18 protein-coding genes and 1 tRNA gene are annotated in these 23067 nt (G+C 62.9%); 13 read left to right on the top strand and 6 right to left on the bottom strand.

Features of this window, described 5'->3' with window-relative positions:
- Positions 1-364 precede the first annotated feature (364 nt).
- The 4 genes from GE027_RS10085 (at position 365) to GE027_RS10100 (ending at position 3503) form a co-directional block, all read left to right on the top strand.
- The gene (locus tag GE027_RS10085; protein ID WP_202617381.1) at positions 365-1111 is read left to right on the top strand and encodes a ParA family protein; all 747 of its coding nucleotides are present in this window, start codon (positions 365-367) and stop codon (positions 1109-1111) included.
- Positions 1104-2192 (top strand): ParB/RepB/Spo0J family partition protein, encoded by a 1089-nt coding sequence (locus tag GE027_RS10090; RefSeq protein ID WP_237607441.1) that lies wholly within the window; start codon positions 1104-1106, stop codon positions 2190-2192. The genes GE027_RS10085 and GE027_RS10090 overlap by 8 nt, the downstream gene beginning before the upstream one ends.
- Before the next feature lie 138 nt (positions 2193-2330).
- Positions 2331-2405 (top strand) — tRNA-Pro (locus GE027_RS10095).
- 147 nt (positions 2406-2552) lie between these two features.
- Positions 2553-3503, top strand: coding sequence for a diacylglycerol/lipid kinase family protein (locus GE027_RS10100; protein ID WP_162006665.1), 951 nt, complete (start codon positions 2553-2555; stop codon positions 3501-3503).
- Between the two features lie 130 nt (positions 3504-3633).
- Here the strand turns inward: GE027_RS10100 and GE027_RS10105 are convergent, their stop codons facing one another.
- The 3 genes from GE027_RS10105 to GE027_RS10115 all read right to left on the bottom strand — a co-directional run bounded on the left by GE027_RS10105 (position 3634) and on the right by GE027_RS10115 (position 6864).
- The gene (locus GE027_RS10105; RefSeq protein ID WP_153557074.1) at positions 3634-4167 is read right to left on the bottom strand and encodes a dual specificity protein phosphatase family protein; all 534 of its coding nucleotides are present in this window, start codon (positions 4165-4167) and stop codon (positions 3634-3636) included.
- 54 nt (positions 4168-4221) lie between these two features.
- Complete coding sequence (locus GE027_RS10110; RefSeq protein WP_153557075.1) at positions 4222-6150, bottom strand: cation:proton antiporter; 1929 nt, start codon at positions 6148-6150, stop codon at positions 4222-4224.
- Positions 6151-6300: 150 nt separating this feature from the next.
- Positions 6301-6864, bottom strand: coding sequence for a hypothetical protein (locus tag GE027_RS10115; RefSeq protein ID WP_153557076.1), 564 nt, complete (start codon positions 6862-6864; stop codon positions 6301-6303).
- A gap of 420 nt (positions 6865-7284) precedes the next feature.
- On the opposite strand from GE027_RS10115, the gene GE027_RS10120 reads away from it, so the two are divergent.
- Positions 7285-10350 (top strand): vitamin B12-dependent ribonucleotide reductase, encoded by a 3066-nt coding sequence (locus GE027_RS10120; RefSeq protein ID WP_153557077.1) that lies wholly within the window; start codon positions 7285-7287, stop codon positions 10348-10350.
- Between the two features lie 2 nt (positions 10351-10352).
- Positions 10353-10718: an exodeoxyribonuclease VII small subunit gene (gene xseB, locus GE027_RS23720; RefSeq protein ID WP_390621581.1), complete on the top strand. Its 366-nt coding sequence runs from the start codon at positions 10353-10355 to the stop codon at positions 10716-10718.
- A 5-nt stretch (positions 10719-10723) separates the two neighbouring features.
- Here xseB and GE027_RS10130 read toward each other — a convergent pair whose 3' ends face one another.
- Positions 10724-11605 (bottom strand): AraC family transcriptional regulator, encoded by an 882-nt coding sequence (locus GE027_RS10130; RefSeq protein WP_153557079.1) that lies wholly within the window; start codon positions 11603-11605, stop codon positions 10724-10726.
- Between the two features lie 256 nt (positions 11606-11861).
- Here GE027_RS10130 and GE027_RS10135 point away from each other — a divergent pair, with 256 nt between their 5' ends.
- Entirely contained in the window at positions 11862-13172 is a 1311-nt protein-coding gene (locus GE027_RS10135; protein WP_153557080.1) for a Gfo/Idh/MocA family protein, read from the top strand.
- Here the strand turns inward: GE027_RS10135 and GE027_RS10140 are convergent.
- Positions 13169-14416 carry a TIGR01212 family radical SAM protein gene (locus GE027_RS10140; RefSeq protein WP_390621583.1) on the bottom strand — a complete coding sequence of 416 codons (1248 nt, stop codon included), beginning with the start codon at positions 14414-14416 and terminating at the stop codon, positions 13169-13171. The genes GE027_RS10135 and GE027_RS10140 overlap by 4 nt on opposite strands.
- Positions 14417-14508: 92 nt before the next feature.
- Here GE027_RS10140 and GE027_RS10145 point away from each other — a divergent pair, with 92 nt between their 5' ends.
- The 3 genes from GE027_RS10145 to GE027_RS10155 all read left to right on the top strand — a co-directional run bounded on the left by GE027_RS10145 (position 14509) and on the right by GE027_RS10155 (position 18073).
- On the top strand, positions 14509-14994 hold the full coding sequence (locus GE027_RS10145) for an FHA domain-containing protein (protein ID WP_153557082.1): 486 nt from the start codon (positions 14509-14511) through the stop codon (positions 14992-14994).
- A gap of 323 nt (positions 14995-15317) precedes the next feature.
- The gene (locus tag GE027_RS10150; protein ID WP_153557083.1) at positions 15318-16829 is read left to right on the top strand and encodes a tetratricopeptide repeat protein; all 1512 of its coding nucleotides are present in this window, start codon (positions 15318-15320) and stop codon (positions 16827-16829) included.
- A gap of 140 nt (positions 16830-16969) precedes the next feature.
- A complete protein-coding gene (locus GE027_RS10155) occupies positions 16970-18073 on the top strand; it encodes a polysaccharide biosynthesis/export family protein (protein ID WP_237607442.1) in 1104 nt (367 codons plus the stop codon).
- Positions 18074-18184: 111 nt separating this feature from the next.
- On the opposite strand, the gene GE027_RS10160 is transcribed toward GE027_RS10155, so the two are convergent.
- Positions 18185-19987, bottom strand: a complete 1803-nt coding sequence (locus GE027_RS10160) for an ATP-binding cassette domain-containing protein (protein WP_153557085.1) — start codon at positions 19985-19987, stop codon at positions 18185-18187.
- A gap of 218 nt (positions 19988-20205) precedes the next feature.
- On the opposite strand from GE027_RS10160, the gene GE027_RS10165 reads away from it, so the two are divergent.
- The 3 genes from GE027_RS10165 to GE027_RS10175 all read left to right on the top strand — a co-directional run bounded on the left by GE027_RS10165 (position 20206) and on the right by GE027_RS10175 (position 22841).
- The gene (locus GE027_RS10165) at positions 20206-21726 is read left to right on the top strand and encodes a sulfatase family protein (RefSeq protein WP_237607453.1); all 1521 of its coding nucleotides are present in this window, start codon (positions 20206-20208) and stop codon (positions 21724-21726) included.
- A 2-nt stretch (positions 21727-21728) separates the two neighbouring features.
- A complete protein-coding gene (yidD, locus tag GE027_RS10170; RefSeq protein WP_153557087.1) occupies positions 21729-21938 on the top strand; it encodes a membrane protein insertion efficiency factor YidD in 210 nt (69 codons plus the stop codon).
- 102 nt (positions 21939-22040) lie between these two features.
- The gene (locus tag GE027_RS10175; protein WP_153557088.1) at positions 22041-22841 is read left to right on the top strand and encodes an SDR family NAD(P)-dependent oxidoreductase; all 801 of its coding nucleotides are present in this window, start codon (positions 22041-22043) and stop codon (positions 22839-22841) included.
- Positions 22842-23067: the final 226 nt, after the last annotated feature.

Raw genomic sequence — 23067 nt, forward strand, 5'->3', positions numbered from 1 at the left:
CCTCCCGCTGCGCGGGAGGGTGTTGTCGCGGGGTTTCACCGAAAGATTCATGCCGACGTGCTTAATCCGAGGTAGGACGCCCGTCACCGAAGTCGCCAGAGTTTGAGACCGCATGTCCAAACTCCGGCGAGTTCAGCTACGAGTTCTGCTGCGAGCGACCTCCGCGGTGCAAAGGCTGCCGCTTGTTCCGTGTGAAACGAACGTTTCGGTGGGGTAGGTTTCGCGTGAAACTGGCATTCTGCTCGTTGCCCTCTGCCGCTTACAATGCGTTCGGCACCCGACCGGCCCCGGGCCACGGCGGGCTGGGACGCGTCGGTTGCCGAAACATGTCTGTGCAAGGATGCCGCTTCAGGCAGTGACGGTTGTGAACAAGATCCTCTGTGTTGCAAATCAGAAAGGTGGCGTCGGTAAAACGACCACCGCCGTAAATCTGTCGGCAGCACTGGCTCTGGCCGGCCAGCGGGTGTTGTTGATCGATATGGACCCGCAGTGCAATGCGACCGGCGCCCTGGGCTGTCGCCCCACCGAAGGCCATCCCCTGGTCCGCAACCAGCCGATCCGCGACAGCATCGTGGAGACCGACATCGCCGACCTGCATCTGTTGCCGGGCAGCCGAACGTTCCACGACGTCGATCAATTGGCCAAGACCGATGGCCCCGAGGCCGATCGCCTGCGGCGACACCTGGACGAAGGCGTGCATGCCTACCAGTACGTCCTGTTGGACTGTCCGCCCAGCATCGGGACATTAACCCAGGCGGCCCTGGCCGCCAGTACCGAGGTGTTGATGCCCATCCAGTGCGAGTACTTCGCCATGGAAGGGCTGACCCAATTGATCCAGGTCATCCGCCGAGCGATCCATCAGACGGACGGCCGGCTGACCTTCGGCGGAATCCTGCTGACGATGTACGATCCGTCGCTGGAACTGACCCACGAGGTGGACCAGGAAGTCCGCGAGTTCTTCGGCGACATTGTCTTTGACACGGTCGTGCCTCGCGACGTCTCGCTGAGCGAAGCGCCCAGCCACGGACAGAGCGTGTTTGAATACTCGCCCCGCAGTCGCGGTGCGTTTGCTTATACCCAACTATGCATGGAGGTGCTTGAACGTGAGTAATCCCACCGGTTCGAAAGACCGTCGTCTCGGCAAAGGATTGGCGGCCCTGTTAGGCACGCCCCTGGACGAAGAACCCAATCCGCTGAACGAACGGCCGGCACCCGCGGCCGCCGAGGCGAAACCGGCCGCCGGCGAAGGGCCCAGCCAACGGGCCAAGCCGGCCGGCGGGAAGGACAAGACCGAGGCGGCAGCGAAGAAGGCCGAGGTGGCAACCGAGCCGGCTCCGGCTACCGCCCAGGCCGCCAGCGTCGGCGACCGCAGTGTCGAACTGAGCGTCTACGAAATCGATAACAACCCGTTCCAGCCGCGGCGGGAGTTCAACGAGTCGGAGATCGCCTCGCTGGCCGAGAGCCTCAAGGAGCACGAGCAACTGCAACCGGTGATCGTCCGCAAGGTCGGCCAGCGGTACCAATTGATCAGCGGCGAACGGCGGCTTCGGGCCTGCATCCACGCCGGCTTGCCGACCGTGCGCGCGGACATTCGCGAGGCCGACGACCGGTTGGTCGCCGAACTGGCGATCATCGAAAACCTGCAGCGAAAGGACCTCAACGCGATCGAAAAGGCGATGTCCTTCCGCCGCTACCTGGACCAGCATCAGTGCACCCAGGATGAATTTGCCCAGCGACTGAAGATCGATCGCAGTACGATCGCCAACCTGATGCGGCTGTTGGAACTGCCCCAGGCGGTGATCGATCAGGTCAATGCCGAACGCATCACCAGCAGCCACGCCCGGGCCCTGTTGCCGCTGGGCGATGAACGACAGCAGGTCCAGCTGGCCAAGCAGATCGAAGACGAGAAGTGGAGCGTGCGGGCCACCGAACACCACGTTGCGGCCCTCCTGCAAGCCGAGGACGAAGCCGAGAACGGAATCCCGGCCCCGCCGGCCGCCAAGAAAAACCGGCGAACCGTTTCGCCGCACATCCAGTCTCTACAGCAGGACCTGCGGATGCAGCTGGGGACCAAGGTCGAGATCCGCGAAACGGCCAAGGGACGCGGCAAGATTACGATCCACTTTTCCAGCCCCGAAGAATTCGAGCGGCTGCAACAGTTGATGGCCAGCGAACGGGCGGCGGCGGCCTAAAGGAAAGCCGAAAAAGGACTCCACCCGCCTGTTCAAATTCCGGCGGGCAAACTACACTTCCCCTTCGATGGCCCGCCCGGTTAAGATGGCCCGCCCGGTTTACGCCGGGTCTGAAAAGCGGGCCGTGCCGAAACGCCGCGGGGCGTAGCTCAGCCTGGCTAGAGCGCCTGCTTTGGGAGCAGGAGGTCGCACGTTCGAATCGTGTCGCCCCGACTGAAAAAAAAGCCGCTGCGTGATTTCACGCAGCGGCTTTTTTCGTAGCCGCATCGCGGGGCTCCCCTGGGCAGGACGCTACCATCATTTTACCCTTGTTTTGGGTGTTTCGTCCGCTTCCTGACTCCAGCCAAAGCGACCTCGCCTTTGAACCTCTCCGACGACTTCCGCGAAATCGCTCCGGTCGATGGTGAACCAACCTTGGTGCTGTGGAACCCTGCCTCGGGATGCGCCGCTCGATGCACGGCGCTGCGCGAACAGTTCCAGCGGTTGCCGACCGTCAAGCTGGTCGATACCGAGAACTCCCAGCATTGTTGCCGGTTGGCTGCCAGCGCCGCAGCCGAGGGGTTTCGGCATGTGATCGCCGCCGGGGGCGACGGCACGGTGAACGTCGCCTTGAACGGGATCATGCAGCACACGCCCCGCCCCAGCTTTGCCGTCTTGCCGATTGGAACCGCAAACGATTTCGCGCAGACCCTGGCGATTCCCGAAGACCTGATGTTGGCCGCCGGCGTCGCCCTCAGCGGACCACGCCGGACGCTGGACGTGATCGAGTACGAAGCGGGCGGCCAGCGGCGATGGTTCGCCAATATCGCCGCCGGCGGCAACAGCCATGAAGTGACCCGGCAGTTGACCAGCGAGCTGAAACGTCGCTGGGGACCGCTGTGTTATCTGCGCGGGGCGTTGAACGTGATCACCGATCTGCAAGCCTTTGAGACGACCGTCACGATCGACGCCCAGCCGCCCGAGCGGATGACGGTTTGGAATGTGATCGTCGCCAATGGCCGTACCAACGCCGGCCACCTGCAGGTCGCCCCCCGCGCCAACCCGGAAGACGGTCTGTTGGATGTGATCCTGATCCGCGACGGCGACATCCTGGACCTTCCTTCGTTGTTGGTGCAGTACGCCATTTCCGATTACCTGGCAAGCGATCAGGTGCACTATCGCCAAGCCCACAGCGTCCGGTTCGAGAGCACGCCGACGCTCCGCTTTTCGATCGATGGCGAAACGCTGCTGGAACAACCCACGGTCTTCCGCGCCGTCCCCCAAGCCGTACGGATGGCTGTGGGTCCGGAGTACCGAGCCGAACCGTTGTAGCGGAGGCCGCACCCGGGCCGTTGTGCCGCACCCGGGCCGTTGTGCCGCATCCGGGGCGTTGTACCGCAAGATGCGGACGCCATGCCGGACCCCGGCATCTACGCTCACCCGACCCAGGTCATGCGGCCGCTCAAAGCCCTTCGATGAACGCCTGGACCACCGGTCGGCGGGCGACGCGGGGATTGACGTGCGGCCGCAATTTCAAGAGCTGGGCTTGCGCCTCTTCGGCCGACAACTGACGGTACTTGACCATCCAACACAGGGCCACCGTAGCGCTGCGCGCCCGACCGGCCTTGCAGTGCACGTAGGTCGTGCTGCCGGCGGCGGCGTGGTCCTGGATGAATTCCACCGCCCGCTGGACGTCCTCCAGACGCGGGTGGGTGAAGTCGACCGTGGGGATGTGCAATTGCTCGATCCCGGCCAAGCGGTAGGCGTCCAGCGGACCGGGATATTCCTCGCACGTGTTGACCACCGCTTTGACGCCCTCGCTGGTCATCCGCGGCACGTCGCGAGCAAAGGGATAGGCGCCGACGATCAGATGCGGATCGACCCGCGTCGACCAGCTGCGGACCTTCAGGACTCGGCCGTGCAGCATGTTCCACCACAGCGTGGGATAAAACACCGAACGCGCGTAGAAACGCTGCAGCGAACGCGGAGGGAGCATCGTCAAGAACCCTGGTAACTGGCAATGATAGGAACAGGCGGGCCGGCAGAGTGATCAGCCGCTCGGGTGGCTCGAGGACGGTTGCGGCGAGGGGGTCGCGGCATGGTCCTCGGGGACGGGGACCGCCAAGACCATGACGACCAGTTTATCACCCGGGTTCGCCTCGAGCTCGCGGTCGGACGTGTTGACCTGCACCTTGCCCTGCGGCGACAGCACGAACAGGATCAGGGCATCGTCGCCGTTGCGCTCGCGGAAATCTTCAAACGTGAATTCGTCGCTCAGCGTGGTCGTCTTGATGACGGCCCCGGCTTCCATGCGGTCGCGGAACGAGCTGAACGTACGCTTCTCCTCAAACAGAATGCGGCCGCTGAGTGATTCGGACAGCGAACGCAGTTCGGACTTCGAGCGTTTGGTGAAGTCCAGTTGATAGGATTCGGCGCGGCCGAACAAGGACTGGAATTGGTGAACGGCCAACGAGTTGATCTCGTCGTTGGGCGTCATGGCCAGGAATTTGCCAATCCCGTCCAGCGGTAATTCCTGTTGAACGTGATCGCTCAGGATGTTCAGGCATTCGGCCCGGATCCCGTCCATCTTGGCCGCCGCCACTTTGTTGTAGTTCAAGTCGACCAACAGCACGTCGATTTTCAGTTCGGTCAGCACCTTGGCCAGTTGCCGCACCCAGGCGTCGGCACCGGCGATCAACAGACCCTGAGGATTGGGACGCGCCAGCCCCAGATTGCGGGCAACCGTGCCGGCGACCAGACCGTACAGGGTGACCGTGCCGATGATCACCAGGAAGGTCACCGTGCTCAACTGAGCGGCGTGCTGGCCGTACAGGTCCAGCGAACCATCGCCGCCGCCGTGGGTTTGCAGTTTGAGGGCAAACACGCTGCTGACCGCCGCAGCCACGATGCCGCGCGGCGCCATCGACGAGATAAAGGACTTTTCCTGCCACGACAGGGGCGTGCCCCATAACGAAGCGAACACCGACAGCGGGCGAATCAACAGGATCATCACGACCAAGAACAAGATGCCCGGAACGCCCAGATGCACCACTTCCATGGGGTCTAAACGTGAGCCCAACAGAATAAAGAGACAGCCGATCAGCAGCGTCCTCAGATGCTCCTTGAACTCGATCACGTGCTCGATCTCGGTGTGCTTCTGATTGGCCAACCACAGCCCCATGACCGTCACCGTGATCAAACCCGATTCGTGGGCGTAGTGATTGCTGATGGCAAACAACAGCAAGGCCAGGCCCAGGGCGCCGATGCCGTGCAAATTGTCAGGCATCCAGTATCGACGCAGGGCATGGGAGAGGAACATTCCGCCCGAAATCCCCAGCACCACGCCCAACAGCACGGTCTTGCTGAGCAACCAAACCGTGCCGAAGAAGTCCAGCGATTCGCTCTGGCTGATCACGATCTCTTCAAAGACCAACACGGCCAGCACCGCGCCGACCGGATCGATCACAATGCCCTCCCACTTCAGGGTCGAAGCCACGCGGCGACTGGGACGGATCTGCCGCAGCAAGGGGCCGATCACCGTCGGCCCGGTCACCGTGAGGATCGCCCCGAGCAACAGACTTAATCGCCAGGGAAATTCCAGAATCCAGTGAGCCGCCATCGCGGTCAGCCCCAGCGTGATCAGGGTCCCCACGGTGACCAACCGGAACGTCGGCGAACCGGCCTCGCCCAGCTCGCGCAGTTGCAGCGACAGGCCGCCTTCAAACAGGATCACGGCCACCGACAGCGACACCAGCGGAAACAGCAGCGCGGGCCCGACCTGCGAGGCCTCGCCGGTCAACGATTCCAGCTTCGCCGCTCCGGTCAGATCCTCGAGCAACTGGTCGGGATTGATAAACTGTCCCAGGGCGATGCCGAACAGGAGCAGCAACAGGATCGAAGGCAAGCGAGTGCGCCAAGCGAGCCACTGGGCCAGAATGCCCAAAGCCGGCACCAGAGCCAGATACGAAAGAAGTTCCATCGCGAGCGTCAACCACCGGGTTCTACGGATTCAGTTACAGGCCAATCAACGGGAAAAAGGTAGCTGTATCCAAGGGAACTACAATGGGAGAGCCCGTCGGTGGGCTGCTCAGATCTCTTAAAACACCCTACACGATAGAATCCTTTAAAGTCAGCCGAACCCCATTGCATCCAAGGAAATCCGCTCCTGAGTTCCCCATCCCATTCCGACGACCGTCCCGACGCCGACCGGCTTCCCAAGAATTCCATCTGCAAATGGAAGAAGGACGTCGTTGCGGCGCACCTGCCGCAGCTGTTGGCCGAAGCCCGGGCGGCCCGTTTTGTGTGCCGCAAATGCGGGCGTGCTGCCAGCCGCAAACGCCTGCTGTGCAAGCCGCAAAAACCCTGAACGGCACGCCGCAGAAAAACCCCGTGGGAAAACCCAAATGTCCATGTGCTGTCTTTGATAGCACGGTTTTCTGAAGCTTTTCTCGGCGGCGGTTTCCTCTGTTTCGGCACGCGATTGTTTCGTCTCTGGCCGCAGTCCGATCCCCCGAATGGCCGGTGTTTTGTCGGCCGTTGCTAGCACTTCCGCCGTGTCGCGCGGTCGCCTCGCCGGCCCTCTTTCTGCCCTGGCCGGCAAGCTTTGCCCAGCCCCTCTCAGGCCCGTCGGCTGGAGACAAATCTTTTTCCTTTTCGACAGGTTTTCCCCAGCCGCGTTGAGAGCGCCGGTCATTCTTCCTAACCGGCGACAGGGTAACGAGTTGCGCCCGCTAGCGTGCTGGGGGGACCCGTTCCGCTCGGTTTTTGCTAGCGATGTAAGTGCTCTACCCGCAAGGGCTTGGGCGTTTGTCAGGATTGGATTTGACACCCCTAAGCCGATCGCTACAGTGTTGCAAATCCCGCATGTAGTGGTTGCCGGTCAATGACAGCACTACCGGTAGTGTTTTTGCTCTTTGCTATCAATGTTCGGGTCAGGTGAAGTAACGGGGCGGTTTCCCCTCGCTTGGCTTTGACGCACTGGGCGCTAGAGTGATATACGTGCGGTCACTGGTCTTTCTTTCTCGCTTGGCTGCTCTCGCTCGCCCTGCACGACGCAGAATCGAACCATCGCGACGAGTCGCAGTCCACGGACGAACCCTTAGGAGTCTTCAATATGGCATCGGTCATTTCCACACCTGCGCGTCCGGATCTCGACACGCGACTGCAAGAGCAACAGGGCATCGAGTACGCTCGCGAGCAGTTCGGAGCGGCGCTTGAGGTGCAGGGGCCGGGACTGAAGGTTTCGCCTCAGTTCTGTCCGACCGATGTCGACAACCCCTTCGACACGACCGAGTGGGAGCTTCGCAGCGCGACGATCAAGGACGAATCGGGGAACGCCCTGTTTGCGCAGAACGATTGCGAGGTTCCGGCCAAATGGTCGCAGTTGGCGACCAACGTCGTGGTCAGCAAGTACTTCTACGGCGACCCCAAGAATCCCGGCGAGCGGGAGAGCAGTGTTCGTCAGTTGGTGCACCGGGTGACCCGCACGATCGCCGACTGGGGACTGCAGGACGGTTATTTCGATTCCGCCGAGGACGGCGAGAACTTCTATCGCGATCTGACCTGGTTGTGCCTGCATCAGCACGGCGCGTTCAACAGCCCCGTGTGGTTCAACGTGGGGCTGTACCACCAGTACGGCGTCGAGGGTGCCAAGTGCAACTGGCACTGGAACCGCGAGCTGGGCGAAGTCGACCAACCGGAAAACCCGTACGAGTTCCCGCAGGGCTCGGCGTGTTTCATCCAGTCGGTCGAGGACAACATGGAAGACATCATGCGGCTGGCCTGCAGCGAAGCGATGTTGTTCAAATTCGGCAGCGGCACCGGCACCGACCTCTCGACGATCCGCTCCTGCCGCGAGCGGCTCAGCGGTGGCGGTACGCCCTCGGGCCCGCTGTCCTTTATGCGGGTCTACGATTCGATCGCCGGCGTGGTCAAGAGCGGCGGCAAGACGCGGCGGGCCGCCAAGATGCAGTCGTTGAAGATCTGGCATCCGGACGTGCTGGAATTCATTCAGAGCAAATGGAACGAGGAGAAGAAGGCTCACGCTTTGATCCGCGAGGGTTACGAGTCGAACTTCAACGGCGAAGCCTACTCCTCGGTGTGCTTCCAGAACGCCAACCTGTCGGTGCGGGTGACCGACGATTACATGGAAGCGGTTCGCGACGGAAAACGCTGGAAGACGCGCTGGATCGATCCCCGCGTCGGCGACTTGGATCCGCCGGAATACGACGCCAAAGAGCTGTTGAATCAAATGGCCGAGTGTGCCTGGCACTGTGGCGACCCCGGCGTGCAGTACGATTCGACGATCAACCGCTGGCACACCTGTCCCAACAGCGGCCGCATCAACGCATCGAACCCGTGCAGCGAGTACATGTTCCTCGACAACACGGCTTGCAACCTGGCCTCGATCAACCTGCAGAAATTCGTCCGCACCGACGGCACGTTCGATGCAGAGCGTTTCCAGGCGGCGGCTCGCGTGTTCTTGATCGCCCAGGAGATCTTGGTCGATCACGCCAGTTATCCGACCAGCGACATCGCGGCCAACAGCCATCGCTTCCGGCCCCTGGGGCTGGGCTACAGCAACCTGGGCAGTGTGATCATGACGTCGGGCGTACCCTACGATTCCGACGCGGCCCGCAGCCTGTGCGGATCGTTGACCGCGCTGCTGCACGGCACGGCCAACCTGACCAGTGCGGAGATCGCCGGCGTCGTGGGACCGTTCGACGGCTATGCCGAGAACGAGAAACCGATGCTGGGTGTGATGCGCATGCATCGCGAGGCCGTCGAGGAGATCCGCGACGAAGGTCCGGCCGAACTCAAGGACGCCGCGCGCAAGCTGTGGGACAAAGTGCTGGAGCTGGGTGAGAAGAACGGTTTCCGCAATGCCCAGGCCACCGTGCTGGCGCCCACCGGCACGATCAGTTTCATGATGGACTGCGACACCACGGGCATCGAACCGGACATCGCGCTGGTCAAGTACAAGCAACTGGCCGGCGGCGGGATGTTGAAGATCGTCAACGGTACGGTGGCCGCGGGCCTGCGAACCCTGGGCTACGACGCCGACGCGATCGAGCGGATCATCAAGTTCATCGACGAGAACGATACGATCGAAGGCGCTCCGGACCTCGACGATGAGCACCTGCCGGTGTTCGACTGTGCCTTTAAACCCGCCGGTGGCGTGCGCAGCATCCCCTGGCAGGCGCACGTGACGATGATGGCCGCCGCCCAGCCGTTCCTGTCCGGAGCGATCAGCAAGACGGTCAACATGCCCAACGATGTGACGCCGCAGGACATCGCCGACGCCTACTTCTGGGGTTGGGAACTGGGCCTGAAGGCGATCGCGATCTACCGCGACGGCAGCAAACAGTCGCAGCCGCTGAACACCAAGAGCGACGACAAGAACGTCCAGGCCGCCACCGAGGTGATCACCAAGACGGTCGAAAAGATCGTTTACAAACCCCGCCGCGAACGTTTGCCCGACACCCGCCAGAGCCTGACGCATAAGTTCAGCATCGGCGGCCACGAGGGCTACCTGTGCGTGGGACTGTATCCCGATGGTCGTCCCGGTGAATTGTTCATCACGATGGCCAAAGAGGGCAGCACGATCGGCGGCATCATGGACGCCTTCGGTACGGCGATCAGCATGGCCCTGCAGTACGGCGTGCCGCTGGAGGTGTTGGTCAACAAGTTCAGCCATACGCGCTTCGAACCGATGGGCCACACCACCAACCCGGATATCCGGATCGCCAAGAGCGTGGTCGATTACATCTTCCGTTACCTGGGCATCCATTTCCTGGCCGGGTATCGCGAAGCCAGTGTGCCGGCGGCCGCCGCGCCGGCGGCCGACAGCAAGCCCAAGACTGGGACGCCGGCCAGCAACGGTTCGACCGCCAGCAACGGCGCCAATGCCACGCTGGGCGGCAACGGACCGGCGATCGATTCCACCAGCACGTCCGCTCGATTCACCGGGCCCAAACTGGACCTGGCGGCGCTGGAGCGAGCCGGGGTGAGCCGGAACCTGGGGCTGGAAGAGAGCGGTGGCGGAGCCGGGGGACGCAGCGATCAATTCGCTCGCTTCCAAAGCGACGCGCCCAGCTGCGATAACTGTGGCAGCATCACGGTTCGCAACGGCAACTGTTACCTCTGTCACAACTGTGGCAACAGCATGGGATGCAGCTAGTCGTGGCCAAGAAGAAGGCATCCGCCAAAACGCAGCCGCCACAAAGTTTCGAGGCGTCGTTGGCGTCGCTCGAGCAGATCGTCGGCCGCCTGGAAAGCGGCGACCTGGGGCTTGAACAGTCGCTGGACGCCTACGAACAAGGCATCCAGCGTCTGAAAGAATGCCATCGGCATCTGCAAGCCGCCCAGCGCCGCGTCGAGCGATTGTCGGGGTTCGATGCCGAGGGCAATCCGGTGCTCGAGCCCCTGGACGACACGCCCACGGCGACCCGGGACGCAGAGGCCGAGGGCCAAGCGGAAACCGCGCGGACCAAAACCCGCGCGGCGCGGCGAAAAACGGACCTCGAAGACGATCTCGGCCTGTTCTGACGTCGTTAGATCGCCTTGCGAAACCGCAGCCGGTATTCCCGCGGGGTCATCTCGCGGAGCAGGCGGAAACGGCGATTGAAATTCGAGAGGTTGGCGAAACCCGACTGGTGACAAATCGTCAGGATCGCCTCGTCGGTATCGCACAGCAGCCGGCAAGCCAACCCCACGCGCAGCTCGTTGATGTAGGCCGAAACGGTTCGGCCGGTCGACTTCTTGAAGAAGCGGCTGAACGCCGAGGGATTCATCTGGACCATCGACGCCAAGCGGCGGTGGGTCAAATCGGGATCCGGCAGATGCGTGGCGATATGATCGCAGACCGTCTGGATCTTGGTTTCCTTGACGTTGCTGTTTTCGTCCACCAAACGCGAACCGTAATGTTCGCTGGCCAAGGGGACGGCCGCCGCGCAGTCACACAGCGAGTCGAGGATGCTCAGCAAGCCGATCAAGCGGGCCGCACCGCGGGCCGCCACCAGGGCGACGATCTCTCGTCCGACGGTCTGCGCGATCTCCGGCGGGAACCACAGTCCCCGCGAGGCCCGCTTGAGCATCGCGGCGATCCGTTGCATCTCGGCGGTCTCAAAAAAGGACTCGCCCAGGAACGTCGGATGGAACTGAATCACGAAGGCCTCGTGCCGGTCGTAGGGCTGTCCCCGGAACTCGTCGGAGTCCCACGTGTGGGGCAGCTGCGAACCGCTCAGCACCAAATCATGGTCGCTGTAGCTGCCGATGTGGTCCCCCACGACGCGGGAACCGGAGCCTTGGACGATATAGGTCAGCTCGATTTCCGGGTGGCGATGCCACTTGACCGGCGACTGCAGCGCCGAACGCTCGAAACATCGAAACGACTGCCCGCTTTCCGGGACGAGTTTTTCAAATGAAGGCTTCATAGGCAGACTTAGCAGCCGAGCGAGAGCGCGGATCGAGCTGGCCGAAAGTGGCACAGCAGGCAAAGAAGAGCGCACAAATTGTATCACACTAAGTCGTCCATGGTGAGGATGAAAGCTGGCGAATTCTGCTAGACTGGATCGAGTGGACCGGTCGCCTGCCGCGTCCGGTTTCCGGGCCGCGACCGCCGGATTTTCCTGGCCGGTCGACCCTCGAATCCGTCTTTCCCGCCTTACTCCACCTCACCAGAGGCTATTTATGAGCAACCAAGATCAACCCAATCGCCGCACCGCGCTACGCAGCGGCGCCGCCGTTTCCGCTTCGCTGCTGGCCGCCGCAGCCGCTCCGCGCGGTGTCTACGCCGCCGGACAAAGCGAAGATCCCAATCGTGTGATCCGACTGGCCTTGATCGGTTGTGGTGGTCGTGGGACCGGAGCGATCAACGATTCGCTGACGATCAACGACAACGTCAAACTGGTCGCCATGGCCGATGTCGATCTGCAGAAATGCAAGAACACCGCCGCCGGCATGTCCCAGCAGCACGGCGACAAGGTCGACGTCGGTGAGGACAAAATGCACGCCGGTCTGGAGGCTTACAAGAAGGTCTTGGAAGATCCCGACGTGGACGTGGTCCTGATCGCTTCGCCGCCCGGTTTCCACCCGCTGCACACCCTCGAAGCGGTCAAAGCCGGCAAGCATGTGTTCGTGGAAAAACCTTCGTGCGTCGACCACGCCGGTTACGAAACCTGTTTGGAAGCCCACGACAAAGCGGTCGAGAACGGCACGGCGATCGTGACCGGCACGCAGTACCGTCGTCAGACCAACTACGTCGGCGCGATCGAAAAGATCCGCGAAGGCATGATCGGCGACATCGTCAGCGCCACCAGCCGCTACTGCTCCAACGGTATCTGGTTCAAGAACCGCAAGGAAGGCATGAGCGACGTGCAGTACCAGATCTACAACTGGATGCACTTCACCTGGTTGGCCGGCGACCAGATCTGCGAACAGGCCGTCCACAACATCGACGTGATGAACTGGGTGATGGGTGGAGCTCCGGAAACCGCTTACGGCGGTGGGGGCCGCTTCACGCGTCCCGAAGGCAGCGAGATGTGGGACAGCATGGCGATCGACTACGTCTATCCGGGGAATCGCGTCCTGTCGTTCATGTGCCGCCAGATCCCCGGTACCAAGACCGACAACGGCAACGTGATCTACGGTACCAAGGGCATCGCCACGATCCACGCCGGCAGTGGCGGTTCGACGATCACCGATCGCGATGGCAAAGAAATCTGGTCGATGAAAGGCAGCATCGCCGCGGCCTACAAGCAGGAGCACAAGGACCTGATCGATTCGATTCGCAGCGGCAAGCCGATCGTGGAACTGCGCGAGACGGCCGAAAGCTCGCTGACCGCCGCGATGGGACGCCTGGCCGCCTACACCGGTCAACGCGTGACCTGGGACTTCGTCTCCAAGGAATCCAACCTGGACCTGTTCCCCAAGAACCTGAAGTGGGAAGGCAGCCTGCCCGAACCGTCCTACGCGATTCCCGGCAAAACCAAGCTGACCTAAGTTTCGTCGCTTAACTTCAACACCGGCAGCGTCCGCGCTCGCGCGATGCGTTGCCGGATCGCGGCCGGCGTTTGATCGGCCACTTTCGCTCCCGCGGGTGTGCTCACTCCCGCGGGCGTTTTTAATTCCGCGGGCGTTTTGAATTCCTTGGGCGTTTTTGTTTCTTCGGACACGGCGGTTTCCGCCGACGATTCCGTTTCCGCCTCGTCCGGGGCCGCCGGCAGGCCCGCGATCGAGCGGTCATAGCGATCGCCCTGCCGCGTTCCGCGGCGGGCGAATTCCGCTTCGATCTGACGCCGCAGCAGCGATTTCTCCAAGCACCACTGGGGTTCGATCAAGAAGTCTGGCGGCGCGTCTCCGCTGACGCGTTCGACGATCACCTGCGGGGGAATGCGTTCCAGGAAATCCACCACGCTGTGGATGTAGTCCTCGCGCGCCATCATCTTCACCTCACCGGCCAACACCTGCTCGCCCAGCGGCGTGCCGCGGACCGCGTACAGGTTGTGCAGTTTCACCGCATCGACGCCCAGCGGACCGATCTGCTGGGCCGTCTGCATCATGTCGGCGTGGGATTCCCCCGGGATACCCAAGATGACATGCGCACAGGTTTCAAACCGGCGACCTCGGCTGCGCCGCATCGCATCAACCATGCTGTGGTGGTGATGGCCGCGGTTCATCCAGTCCAAACTGCGGTCGTGCACCGTTTGCATGCCGTATTCCAGCGACACATAGTGCTCGGCCGCCAGCGTATCGATCAAGTCCAGCACTGGATCGGGCACACAGTCCGGGCGGGTACCGATGGCCAGCCCGATCACCTCGGGCGAAGCGTCCAGGGCGGCCCGGTACAGCGTTTCCAGCTGGTCCAGCGGTCCGTAGGTATTGGTGGCCGGTTGCAGGTAGGCGATGAAACCGGCCACTTTGGTGTAACGCCGGCGAACCGAAGTGATGCCGCGCTGGAGCTGTTCCAGCATGCTGGCCAAACGCACGCGGCGACTGGGGCTGAAGGAGCGGTTGTCGCAGAAGTTGCAGCCGCCGCGGAGCACGGCACCATCGACGTTGGGACAGGTAAACCCGGCATCGATGCTGACGCGTTGGATGCGGCCCCCAAACCGACGCCGCAACCAGGCCCCAAACGCGTTGAAGGCCAGCCCCTCCTGCTGCCAGGCCAGCGATTCCGGGGCGTCGAGTGTTCGGGCAGGTACGTTTGTATCGGTACCCTTGTCGCTTTTTTGGGGATTATTCACTGCCATCCGTTGTCACGCAGGGAGAATCAGAAACAATAGAGCGGTGGCAAACGTTTCCCACCCAAACCAGGTTCTCGCAACAGTCTAGCACCATGCCATTTCAATCGTCCCCGGATCGCTCGGATTCTTCGCACGATACCGAACAGGGCAAAGACCTGGGGGAATTGGTCCCCTGTGGTGGCGGCGACCCGATCCCGTTGTTCAAATCCAAACTGGTCATCGGCCGTCGCGAAGCCTGCGATATTTCGTTGAAGTTCGCCAATGTGTCCGGACAACACTGTCGGCTTTCTCTGGAGAGCGGGTACTGGTTCGCCCGGGATCTGAACAGCCGCAACGGTACCAAGGTGGACGGTCGACGCATCTTTCGCAAGCGGTTGGATCCGGGCTGTGTGCTGTCGATCGCCAAGCACGACTATAAAGTCGAATACAATCCGCAAGCTCTGGGCGCCTTTGGCACCCCGCCGCCGGACGACGACGACGCCGAAGAACTGCTCCGCCGTTCGCTGATGGATCGCGCCGGGTTGACTCGCCGCAACCCCTCCAAACCCGGTACCAACAAGAACGTGCTGGACGACTAGCCTATGCCACAGGTTGATCCCGTCCGGTTGTAACGGCTCGACGGGTTATGGGCCTCGCAAGGATTGATTCGCCTCGAACCGAGTTTCGGGGCCGGGGCCAGCGGGTTTTGATGCCCCTCTGTGTGTCGACGGCCGATGGAGACAGCAGGAAGCGGTTTCGCTTCGCCCCCGTGGCCGACCAATGGATGGCTGGCCGCGCACCGGTCACCGCGTCATGTGAGCTTCGCCTGAAGCCGCGTGGCTTGCCGTCGCGTGGCTTGCCGCCTGTGGCTGTGCGGTGCCGTCGGTTCGTCTCTTACAAATCGGAATCGTGACCTGTGGACATGGATGTCAGCAAACGTCGCCGCCAGCTCCTGCAGCGCATCCTGACCGGTTGTGTCGTGGCGGCCGGTGCGGTGCCGCAAGCCGCTGGCGATCCGGTCGATCCGTTTGCGATTCGCGAACCGGTGCTGGTCCAGCAGGAGGCCCAGGCGGCGCCTGCCGGGGCAATCCGCGAACCGCAGCGTGTGGCCGCGTTTCGGCCCGTGCGAGAACCGGCAGATCGCGACCGCCCCGCTCCGTCACGCGCCTCGACGCCGGCCCCGCCCGTGCGGCTGCCATCCTTGGCGCAGCAGACACGGGCAGACGCGGCACCGGCAGACGCGGCACGGGCAGACGCGGCACGGGAAGACGCGGCAGTGTCGCAGCGTTCGCCGAATGAATCGGACGACTCACAACGGTCGCGGATCGCTCGTCAGGTCAGCCGTCAGATTCTGACGCAGCACCGCGATGCTAGCGCCCCGCCGCCGGTCCCCCAGGTCGCCACGCTGACCTCGCGGCGCCTGGCCCAGCAAGCGGCCGATCGACTGGCCGAAGCGCGGGCGCAGACCCGTCGCGGCACGTGGTTGTCGGCCCGCCAGAGCGCTCGGCAAGCCCTGGCACTGATCGCCGACGCCAACGATTTGCTGGACGGCTCGGTCCGTTCGGCGACCGCCCTGGTGCAGGCCGAGCAGGCGCTGCGTGAAGCGGAGCATTTCACCGGCAAGTATGGGCCGGTCGGCCCCGAAGCGATCGCACGGCTGGTCGCGTCGCATCAGACGCCGGTGCTGCAGCACTGCGACACGCAGGGGCTGAACGGAGGCCGCGCGATCGATCTGTATTTGGATTTCGCACGGTCGAAGTTCGCCGAGGTAGCCGATGCCAATCCGATCGCGATCGAGGCCCTGATGGTGTTGGCCGAGACGCGGCGAGCCGGAGCGGACGGGGATGCCGGCGAGGCCGGGACGAACGAGGGGCCGGTCAACGACGCGGTAGTCATCAGTTTGCTGCGAGCGGCCCTGCAGGCGGCTCCCGATGATCCGGTGGTCGCCAACGAACTGGGCTACCAGTTGCTCCGCCAGGGATTGCTCGAGGAAGCTCAGTGGTCGCTCACGCACAGTTACCGGCTGCGTCCGAGCCGGGTGGCGGCGATGAACTTGGCCGAGACCCTGCGGCAACGCGGCGACGTAGCCGCGGCGCGACAGGTGGTCGCCGCAATGGCGACCCTGCCCCAGGATCGGCCGGCGGCCCCGCAACTGCTGGCCCTCAGCCCCCAGCAGTTTGCCGCGATGTCGCCGCCGACGTCGCTGCCGTCCCGGCCCGCAATCGGTCCGGCCCCGCCGTCGCTCTCCGCGCCGGCGTCGCAGGCCGCCCCGCAGTTGCAGGCCGGCAGCCAAGTCCAAGCCACCGCCAGGCCGCTGCCCCAGGCCACCGCCGGGCCGGCCGCCGAACCGACTCCGGTCCAGCCGGCTCGACCCGCCGAGTCCGAGAGCGTCGTCGGTCGTGTCGCCAGTGCCCTTTCTGAACTTTGGAAGTGAGTTTCGCCATGGATGCGCTGAAACAACAATCCGGCAAACGGAGCCACGGTCCAGAGCCTCAGCGTCGCGTGAGGGATCGACGCAGGAGTCCTGGGCGACGCACATTCGGATTCACAGCGGGGCTCGCGGCGGCGATCGTTTTGCTCGCGTCGGTCGCCGGTCCGGCCCGCGCCCAGGGCCCACCGCTGTGCGCCGGCGACGGCCGCGGCCAGCCCTGCATGCAGGCGGTCGACAGCCAGACGTGCAGCGGAGCCGAAGCCCGTTGGCAGGACATGAAACCCATGGACTTCCAGCCCTATGCCCAGGGCGAGTACGCCGGTCCGCCGCGGCTGGCGCACCTGGCGCAGTACCGCTTGCGGCCGGGCGACGAAGTCCAGCTGATCTACCTGATCACTCGCCGGCAAACCGCCGGCGAGTACCGCTTGACCGTGGGCGACGAAGTACTGATCGAATCGATTTCCAATGACGACCTCCAACGCGGCACGCTGGAGTCGGGACTGCAGATTCAGCCCGACGGGACGATCACCGTCCGTTTGTTGGGGCAGGTGCACGCGGCCGGTTTGACGGTGGATCAACTGCGGCGCTTGCTGGAGAAACGATACCAACGGTTTTACAACGAACCGGCCATCGACGTGACGCCGGTAAAAACCAATACCCTGGCCGAAGACATCCGCAACGCCGTGGGTGGCCAAAGCGGTCTGCAGCAACAAGCGGTCACCGTGCGGGTCACGCCCGATGGAAAAATTCGCTTGCCCGGCGTGGGATCGGTCCGCGCACAAGGTTTATCACTCAGCGAGCTGAAAGAAGAGATCAACCTGCAGTACGAGCAGATCGTGGTCGGATTGGAAGTCGAGCCGATCCTCGCCCAGCAGGCTCCGCACTTTGTCTATGTCTTGGGCGAAGTCGGCACCTCGAACCGCTTTCAGATGGAAGCCCCGACCACAGTGCTCGGCGCGATCGCGATGGCCGGCGGGTACCTGCCCGGCGCCAACATGCGACAGGTGGTCGTGTTGCGGCGAGCCGACGATTGGCGATTGGTGGCCACGATGCTGGACCTGCAGGGCGCGGTTCTGGGCAAACGGCCCACGCCGGCCGATGAGATCTGGCTGCGCGACGGCGACGTCGTGATCGTGCCCAAGTCGCCGATTCGCGTGCTGAACGATTTCGTCCAACAAGTCTTCACCAACGGGATCTACGGTGTCGTTCCCTTCAACGGATTCACGATCGAGCAGAACGCTTTTTAAGAGCCGTGCATCCCGCTTCACAAAGTAGCTCGGCTGTCCCAGCCGAGAGGAGCTTCATTCACGGCTGGGACAGCCGTGCTACTATGGGGCCGTGCTACTATGGGGCTCGGTTCAGCGATTGCGGTAGGGATTGAACAGCAGATAGTTCAAGTGCCGGTACAGGTCGCTGTTGGCCAGCAGATGGTCGTGCTTGCCCTCACCGGCCAAGCGGCTGCCATTGAGCAGTATCACGCGGTCGGCCGCTCGCAGGGTTCGCAGCCGCCGCGGCAGGATGATCACCAGCGAACCGTTCTCGGCCAGGAATAACAGGGCGTCCAAACAGGCGTCGTCGTCGAAGGATTCCTCGGTATCGGGCTCTTCCACCACGACGATCGCCGGTCGCCGAATCAGCGCTCGGGCCACGCCGATCGCATAGCGGGTCGAGCTGTCCAGGCGTTCGTCGTCGGGGCTGAGTACGGTTTGCAGGCCGTCGCTCAAGTCACTTAATTTTTCGTACACGCCCACCCGGCGCAGGGCTTCCTGCATCGCCGCTTCGCCGCCGCCGGCGTGATTGCCCAGCAGGTTTTCCGACACCGTACCGTGCCAGATCGGCCCGTCCTGACCGACCCAGGACACCTGTCGCGACAGGGAATTGGTGTGGATCTCGCCGATCGGCAGGCCATCGATGGCGATGCCGCCACCGCAGGGCTGGCCGAATCCCAGCAACAACTCGATCAACGCCGACGTGCTGACCGGGTCGGTCCCCATCACGGCGACCAGACTGCGGGGTTGCAAACGCAGCGTCAGACTGCTGAGGATCTCGCGTCCGGCGTCGTTGGTCAGGGTGACATTGTCCAGGTCCACCGACTCCCGCAACCCCGTAATCCCCAACCGCTCGCCGGGATCGGTGTCTTGGTCGTTGGACAGAAAGCGATAGATCTGCGTGGCCGCATCGGCCGCCGCTCGCGTCCGGTAAACCGTTTGTCCGATCCGCAGCGCCGAAACGGCGACCGCCGATAGGGACAGCCCCAGCACGACCGCGGCGGGCAATCCCAGCGCGTCGGTGGTGCTGAAACGATTGACGCCCAGGGCCAGCAGGAACAAACAGATGCCCAACAGCGCGGCCAGGGCCACGGCCGGAATGACTCGCGAACGGCGGTTGTCCAGGTAATTGTGACGCCGCTGCATCCGCTGCAGCTCCGCCTCGAACGCTTCGGCCACGATTGCCTGACTTTGCAATCTCGCCAACAACGGCGCCTTCTGCACCAGCTCCACCAGATGGTTCTGGCTGCGGGCCAGTTCCCAGTCGACCGTGCGATCGGTTTCCTCGTCGGCCAGCCACACGTACAGCCGCCAGACGATCAAGCCGCAGATCACGGCCAACAGCGCCAACCAAATATCGACCAACAGGCCCAGCACCACGCATCCGACCAGCACCAATACGGCTCGCGGCACCACCCGCCACCAGGCCACCAATCCGGACCGCAGGACCGGCAAACGATGGGCGATCAATTCCTGCACGCGCGCTCGCTGGGCGCTGGCGCCCTCGCGCTGGGCGCGGACCAGGGAACGCTCGAGGATCTGGCGATGAAAGTGTTCGATGACCAGCCGGCTGCGGCGCAGCATCCCCAGTTGATTTCGCCACAGCAAACCTGCCAGACAGATCGCCAGGACCGCCGCGATCGCAATCAATACCATCAACTGCTGTGTCGGTGTCCGCTCCAGCAACGAGTCCGGCAGCGGGATCGATAGCCGCCGGCCCAGCACGACCGGCGAGGTACTCAGGCCCGGGGCCAGGACGTACGCGATCAATCCCATCAGAACAATCAGGATCGGAATGATCAACGCCGCCAGGACCGCGGCAATGGTCCCGCCAACCGATTGGCGGCCGTCGACTTCGTGACGGGCGTTTGCAAAGGAACCAGAAAAAATCATGGGTGTCGTCTCATCGAGGGCCGTCGCGGAAACGCCACTGCAATCGCGGCGACGCGGTTACCGCAGCGCGTCTTCCATTCTAGCCGACCGCCGGCGCGACGGGTTATCATCAAGGGCGGTTTTCTGATCGTTCCTCTTGGTTTTGCAAAATGGGTTGGTTGTCTATGTCCTGTCTGCTCTCTCGTCCCACGCTGATCCTGGCGGCCTGGTGTCTGGCAATGCTGTGGGGGAACAACGCGGCCGAAACGCAGGCGGCCGAGGCCGACCTGCCCACGCTCGAACAACGTCCCGATGCGAAACCCCGAAACGTCGTTTTTATTTTGACCGACGATCATCGGTACGACGCGATGGGGTTTATGGGGCATCCGTTTCTGGAAACGCCGCACCTGGATTCGTTGGCCTCCAACGGCGTGCACGTCAAGAACGCCTTGGTGACCACCTCCCTGTGCTCGCCCAGCCGAGCGTCGATCCTGACCGGGCTGTACACCCATCGCCATCGCGTGATCGACAACAATCGCTTGGTGCCCGAGGGAACGATTTTCTTTCCCCAGTACCTCCAGCGTTCCGGTTACGAGACAGCCTTCGTCGGCAAATGGCACATGGGAGGCCATCACGACGATCCCCGCCCGGGCTTTGATCACTGGATCAGTTTCCGCGGCCAAGGCCATTACCTCGCGCCCGGGCCCAAATACACCTTGAACGTGAACGGCAAACGCGTGCCCCAGCGCGGTTACATCACCGACGAATTGACCGATTACGCCGTGCAGTGGCTGGAACAACGCGACAGCGAAAAACCGTTCTTTCTGTACCTGTCGCACAAAGCGGTGCATGCCAATTTCACGCCGGCCGAGCGGCACGCCGGTCGCTACGCCGAGGCAAACCTGGACTTCCTGCCCCGCGGCGAGGCACTCTCGGCCGAGAACAATACGCCCCGCTGGGTCCGCGATCAACGCAACAGCTGGCACGGGATCGATTTCTCCTACCACAGCGATAAAGGCCTGGACTACCTGTACCGCCGCTACTGCGAATCCCTGTTGGCGGTGGACGACAGCGTGGGCCGTGTTCTCGACCAGTTGAAGAAGATGGGCGTGCACGACGAGACGCTGGTGATTTACATGGGCGACAACGGCTTCATGTTCGGCGAGCACGGACTGATCGACAAACGCGTCTCCTACGAAGCCTCGATCCGCGTGCCCATGATGGTGCAGTGCCCCGAGCTGTATTCCGGGGGCCAGGTCTTGGAACAGGTGATCGGCAATATCGATGTCGGTCCCACCATCCTGGACGCCGCCGGGTTGTCGACACCGGACTACATGGACGGACGCAGTTTCCTGCGGCTACCGAATCAGGACGATGCCCAGTGGCGTGATTATTTTCTGTACGTTTACTACTGGGAGAAGAACTTTCCCCAAACCCCCACCCAGTTCGCCCTCCGCGGTGACCGTTACAAGTACATCACGTACTACGGCCTGTGGGACGCCGACGAACTGTACGATTTGCAAGCCGATCCAGGGGAAACCAAGAACTTGCTGTACGACCCCCAGTATCGCCAGATCGGCAAGAAGATGGAAAACCGCCTGTACGCGATGCTCGGTCAGACCGGCGGCATGGACATCCCCATGAATCAGCCACGCGGCCGCTCGCAGAATAAACGCTGGGCCGAGCGGGGCGGGCACGAGGCTGCGGACTTTCCCGAAGCGTTCGTGGTCGAAGAACCGCTGAATCGCGAGGCCCAGTAGGTTTGTTTCGCCGCCTCGCGATCGCGCTGATTCGGTTCTACCAGCAGGGGATCAGCCCGCTGGTCGGGCCGTGTTGTCGGTTCACGCCCACGTGCAGCCAGTATGCGATCGAGGCGCTGCAGCGTTACGGGCTGCTGCGCGGCGGCTGGAAAGCGGTCCGCCGCATCGCCCGTTGTCACCCCTGGAACCGCGGCGGCTACGACCCGCCCTAGCCGAGTCGCGATGTTCACAGGCTAGAAGCCTATGCCACAAAGTAGCTCGGCTGTCCCAGCCGAGTCGCGCTACAATCCTGTGCCAACGAAAAGTTTTTATCGATGACCAATGCGATTCGAACGCCTGAAACGGTGCTCATCACCGGCGCCAGTTCCGGAATCGGTGCGGCGTTGGCCGAGTGCTTTGCCGCCGACGGAGCGACGGTGATTCTGGCCGCTCGTCGCGAGAAAGAACTTACCGAGGTCGCGGGAAAACTGGTTGAGCGTCACGGCGTGCGTGTGGAGGTGATCCCGGTGGATCTGGCCGCTCCCGACGGGCCGGCGGCGTTGTGCGAGGAAATCGCCGGTCGCGGTTTGGTGGTCGATGTATTGGTCAACAATGCCGGCTTTGGCATCCTCGGACCCTTTGCCGATTCCAAACGCCCCCTGCAGATGGCCATGATCGCCGTCAATGTTTCCGCCGTGACCGAGCTGACCCATCGCCTGCTGCCGGGCATGCTCCAGGGCGGCCGAGGCGGGATTTTGAATGTTTCCTCGGTCGCGGCCTATCCGCCGGGACCGCTGATGGCCGTGTATTACGCTTGCAAAGCGTACGTCCAGTCGTTTTCAGACGCCCTCCGCCACGAGCTCCGCGACTCCCCGCTGACGGTCACCTCGCTGGCCCCAGGACCGGTCGACTCGGAGTTCGCCAGTCGCAGCGGAATCGATTCGCTGGGCTTTTTCGACCGCAACAGCCTGCCAGCGGATCGGGTGGCCGCCGCCGGACACCGCGCCTTCCGCCGCGGCAAGCGGAATTGCACGCCCGGATGGGGCAATCGGTTGGGAACCTTGGCTACCCGCTGGATGCCTCGCGCCCTGTCGGCGCGAATTGTGGCGGGCATCCAGGGCCGTAAATTACAATAGCGACGGTTATTCGGTCAATTCGGACGCATAATCGGAACTTCAGGCAGGAAACGCGCATCGCAAGAAAAGCGTTTCGTTGACAGGTTAGGGGCCTTAACTAGAATCGGGACCACAACTTATCCAGGTGTCCGAAATAACCCAGTTTGCCGAAACTGTGCACCTTAATCCGTCGATACCGTTTGCTGTCGTGTGATTCGATGCAGCTAGCACGTTCAGTTTCGCAATT

The organism is Roseimaritima sediminicola (assembly GCF_009618275.1).
Lineage (GTDB): Bacteria > Planctomycetota > Planctomycetia > Pirellulales > Pirellulaceae > Roseimaritima > Roseimaritima sediminicola.

Coding starts and splice junctions, on each gene's coding strand:
- GE027_RS10105 (WP_153557074.1), bottom strand. CDS start 4,167: ATGCTCCCTCCGCGTTCGCTGCAGCGTTTCTACGCGCGTTCGGTGTTT.
- GE027_RS10110 (WP_153557075.1), bottom strand. CDS start 6,150: ATGGAACTTCTTTCGTATCTGGCTCTGGTGCCGGCTTTGGGCATTCTG.
- GE027_RS10115 (WP_153557076.1), bottom strand. CDS start 6,864: ATGACCGGCGCTCTCAACGCGGCTGGGGAAAACCTGTCGAAAAGGAAA.
- GE027_RS10120 (WP_153557077.1), top strand. CDS start 7,285: ATGGCATCGGTCATTTCCACACCTGCGCGTCCGGATCTCGACACGCGA.
- GE027_RS10130 (WP_153557079.1), bottom strand. CDS start 11,605: ATGAAGCCTTCATTTGAAAAACTCGTCCCGGAAAGCGGGCAGTCGTTT.
- GE027_RS10135 (WP_153557080.1), top strand. CDS start 11,862: ATGAGCAACCAAGATCAACCCAATCGCCGCACCGCGCTACGCAGCGGC.
- GE027_RS10145 (WP_153557082.1), top strand. CDS start 14,509: ATGCCATTTCAATCGTCCCCGGATCGCTCGGATTCTTCGCACGATACC.
- GE027_RS10150 (WP_153557083.1), top strand. CDS start 15,318: ATGGATGTCAGCAAACGTCGCCGCCAGCTCCTGCAGCGCATCCTGACC.
- GE027_RS10160 (WP_153557085.1), bottom strand. CDS start 19,987: ATGATTTTTTCTGGTTCCTTTGCAAACGCCCGTCACGAAGTCGACGGC.
- GE027_RS10165 (WP_237607453.1), top strand. CDS start 20,206: ATGCTGTGGGGGAACAACGCGGCCGAAACGCAGGCGGCCGAGGCCGAC.
- GE027_RS10175 (WP_153557088.1), top strand. CDS start 22,041: ATGACCAATGCGATTCGAACGCCTGAAACGGTGCTCATCACCGGCGCC.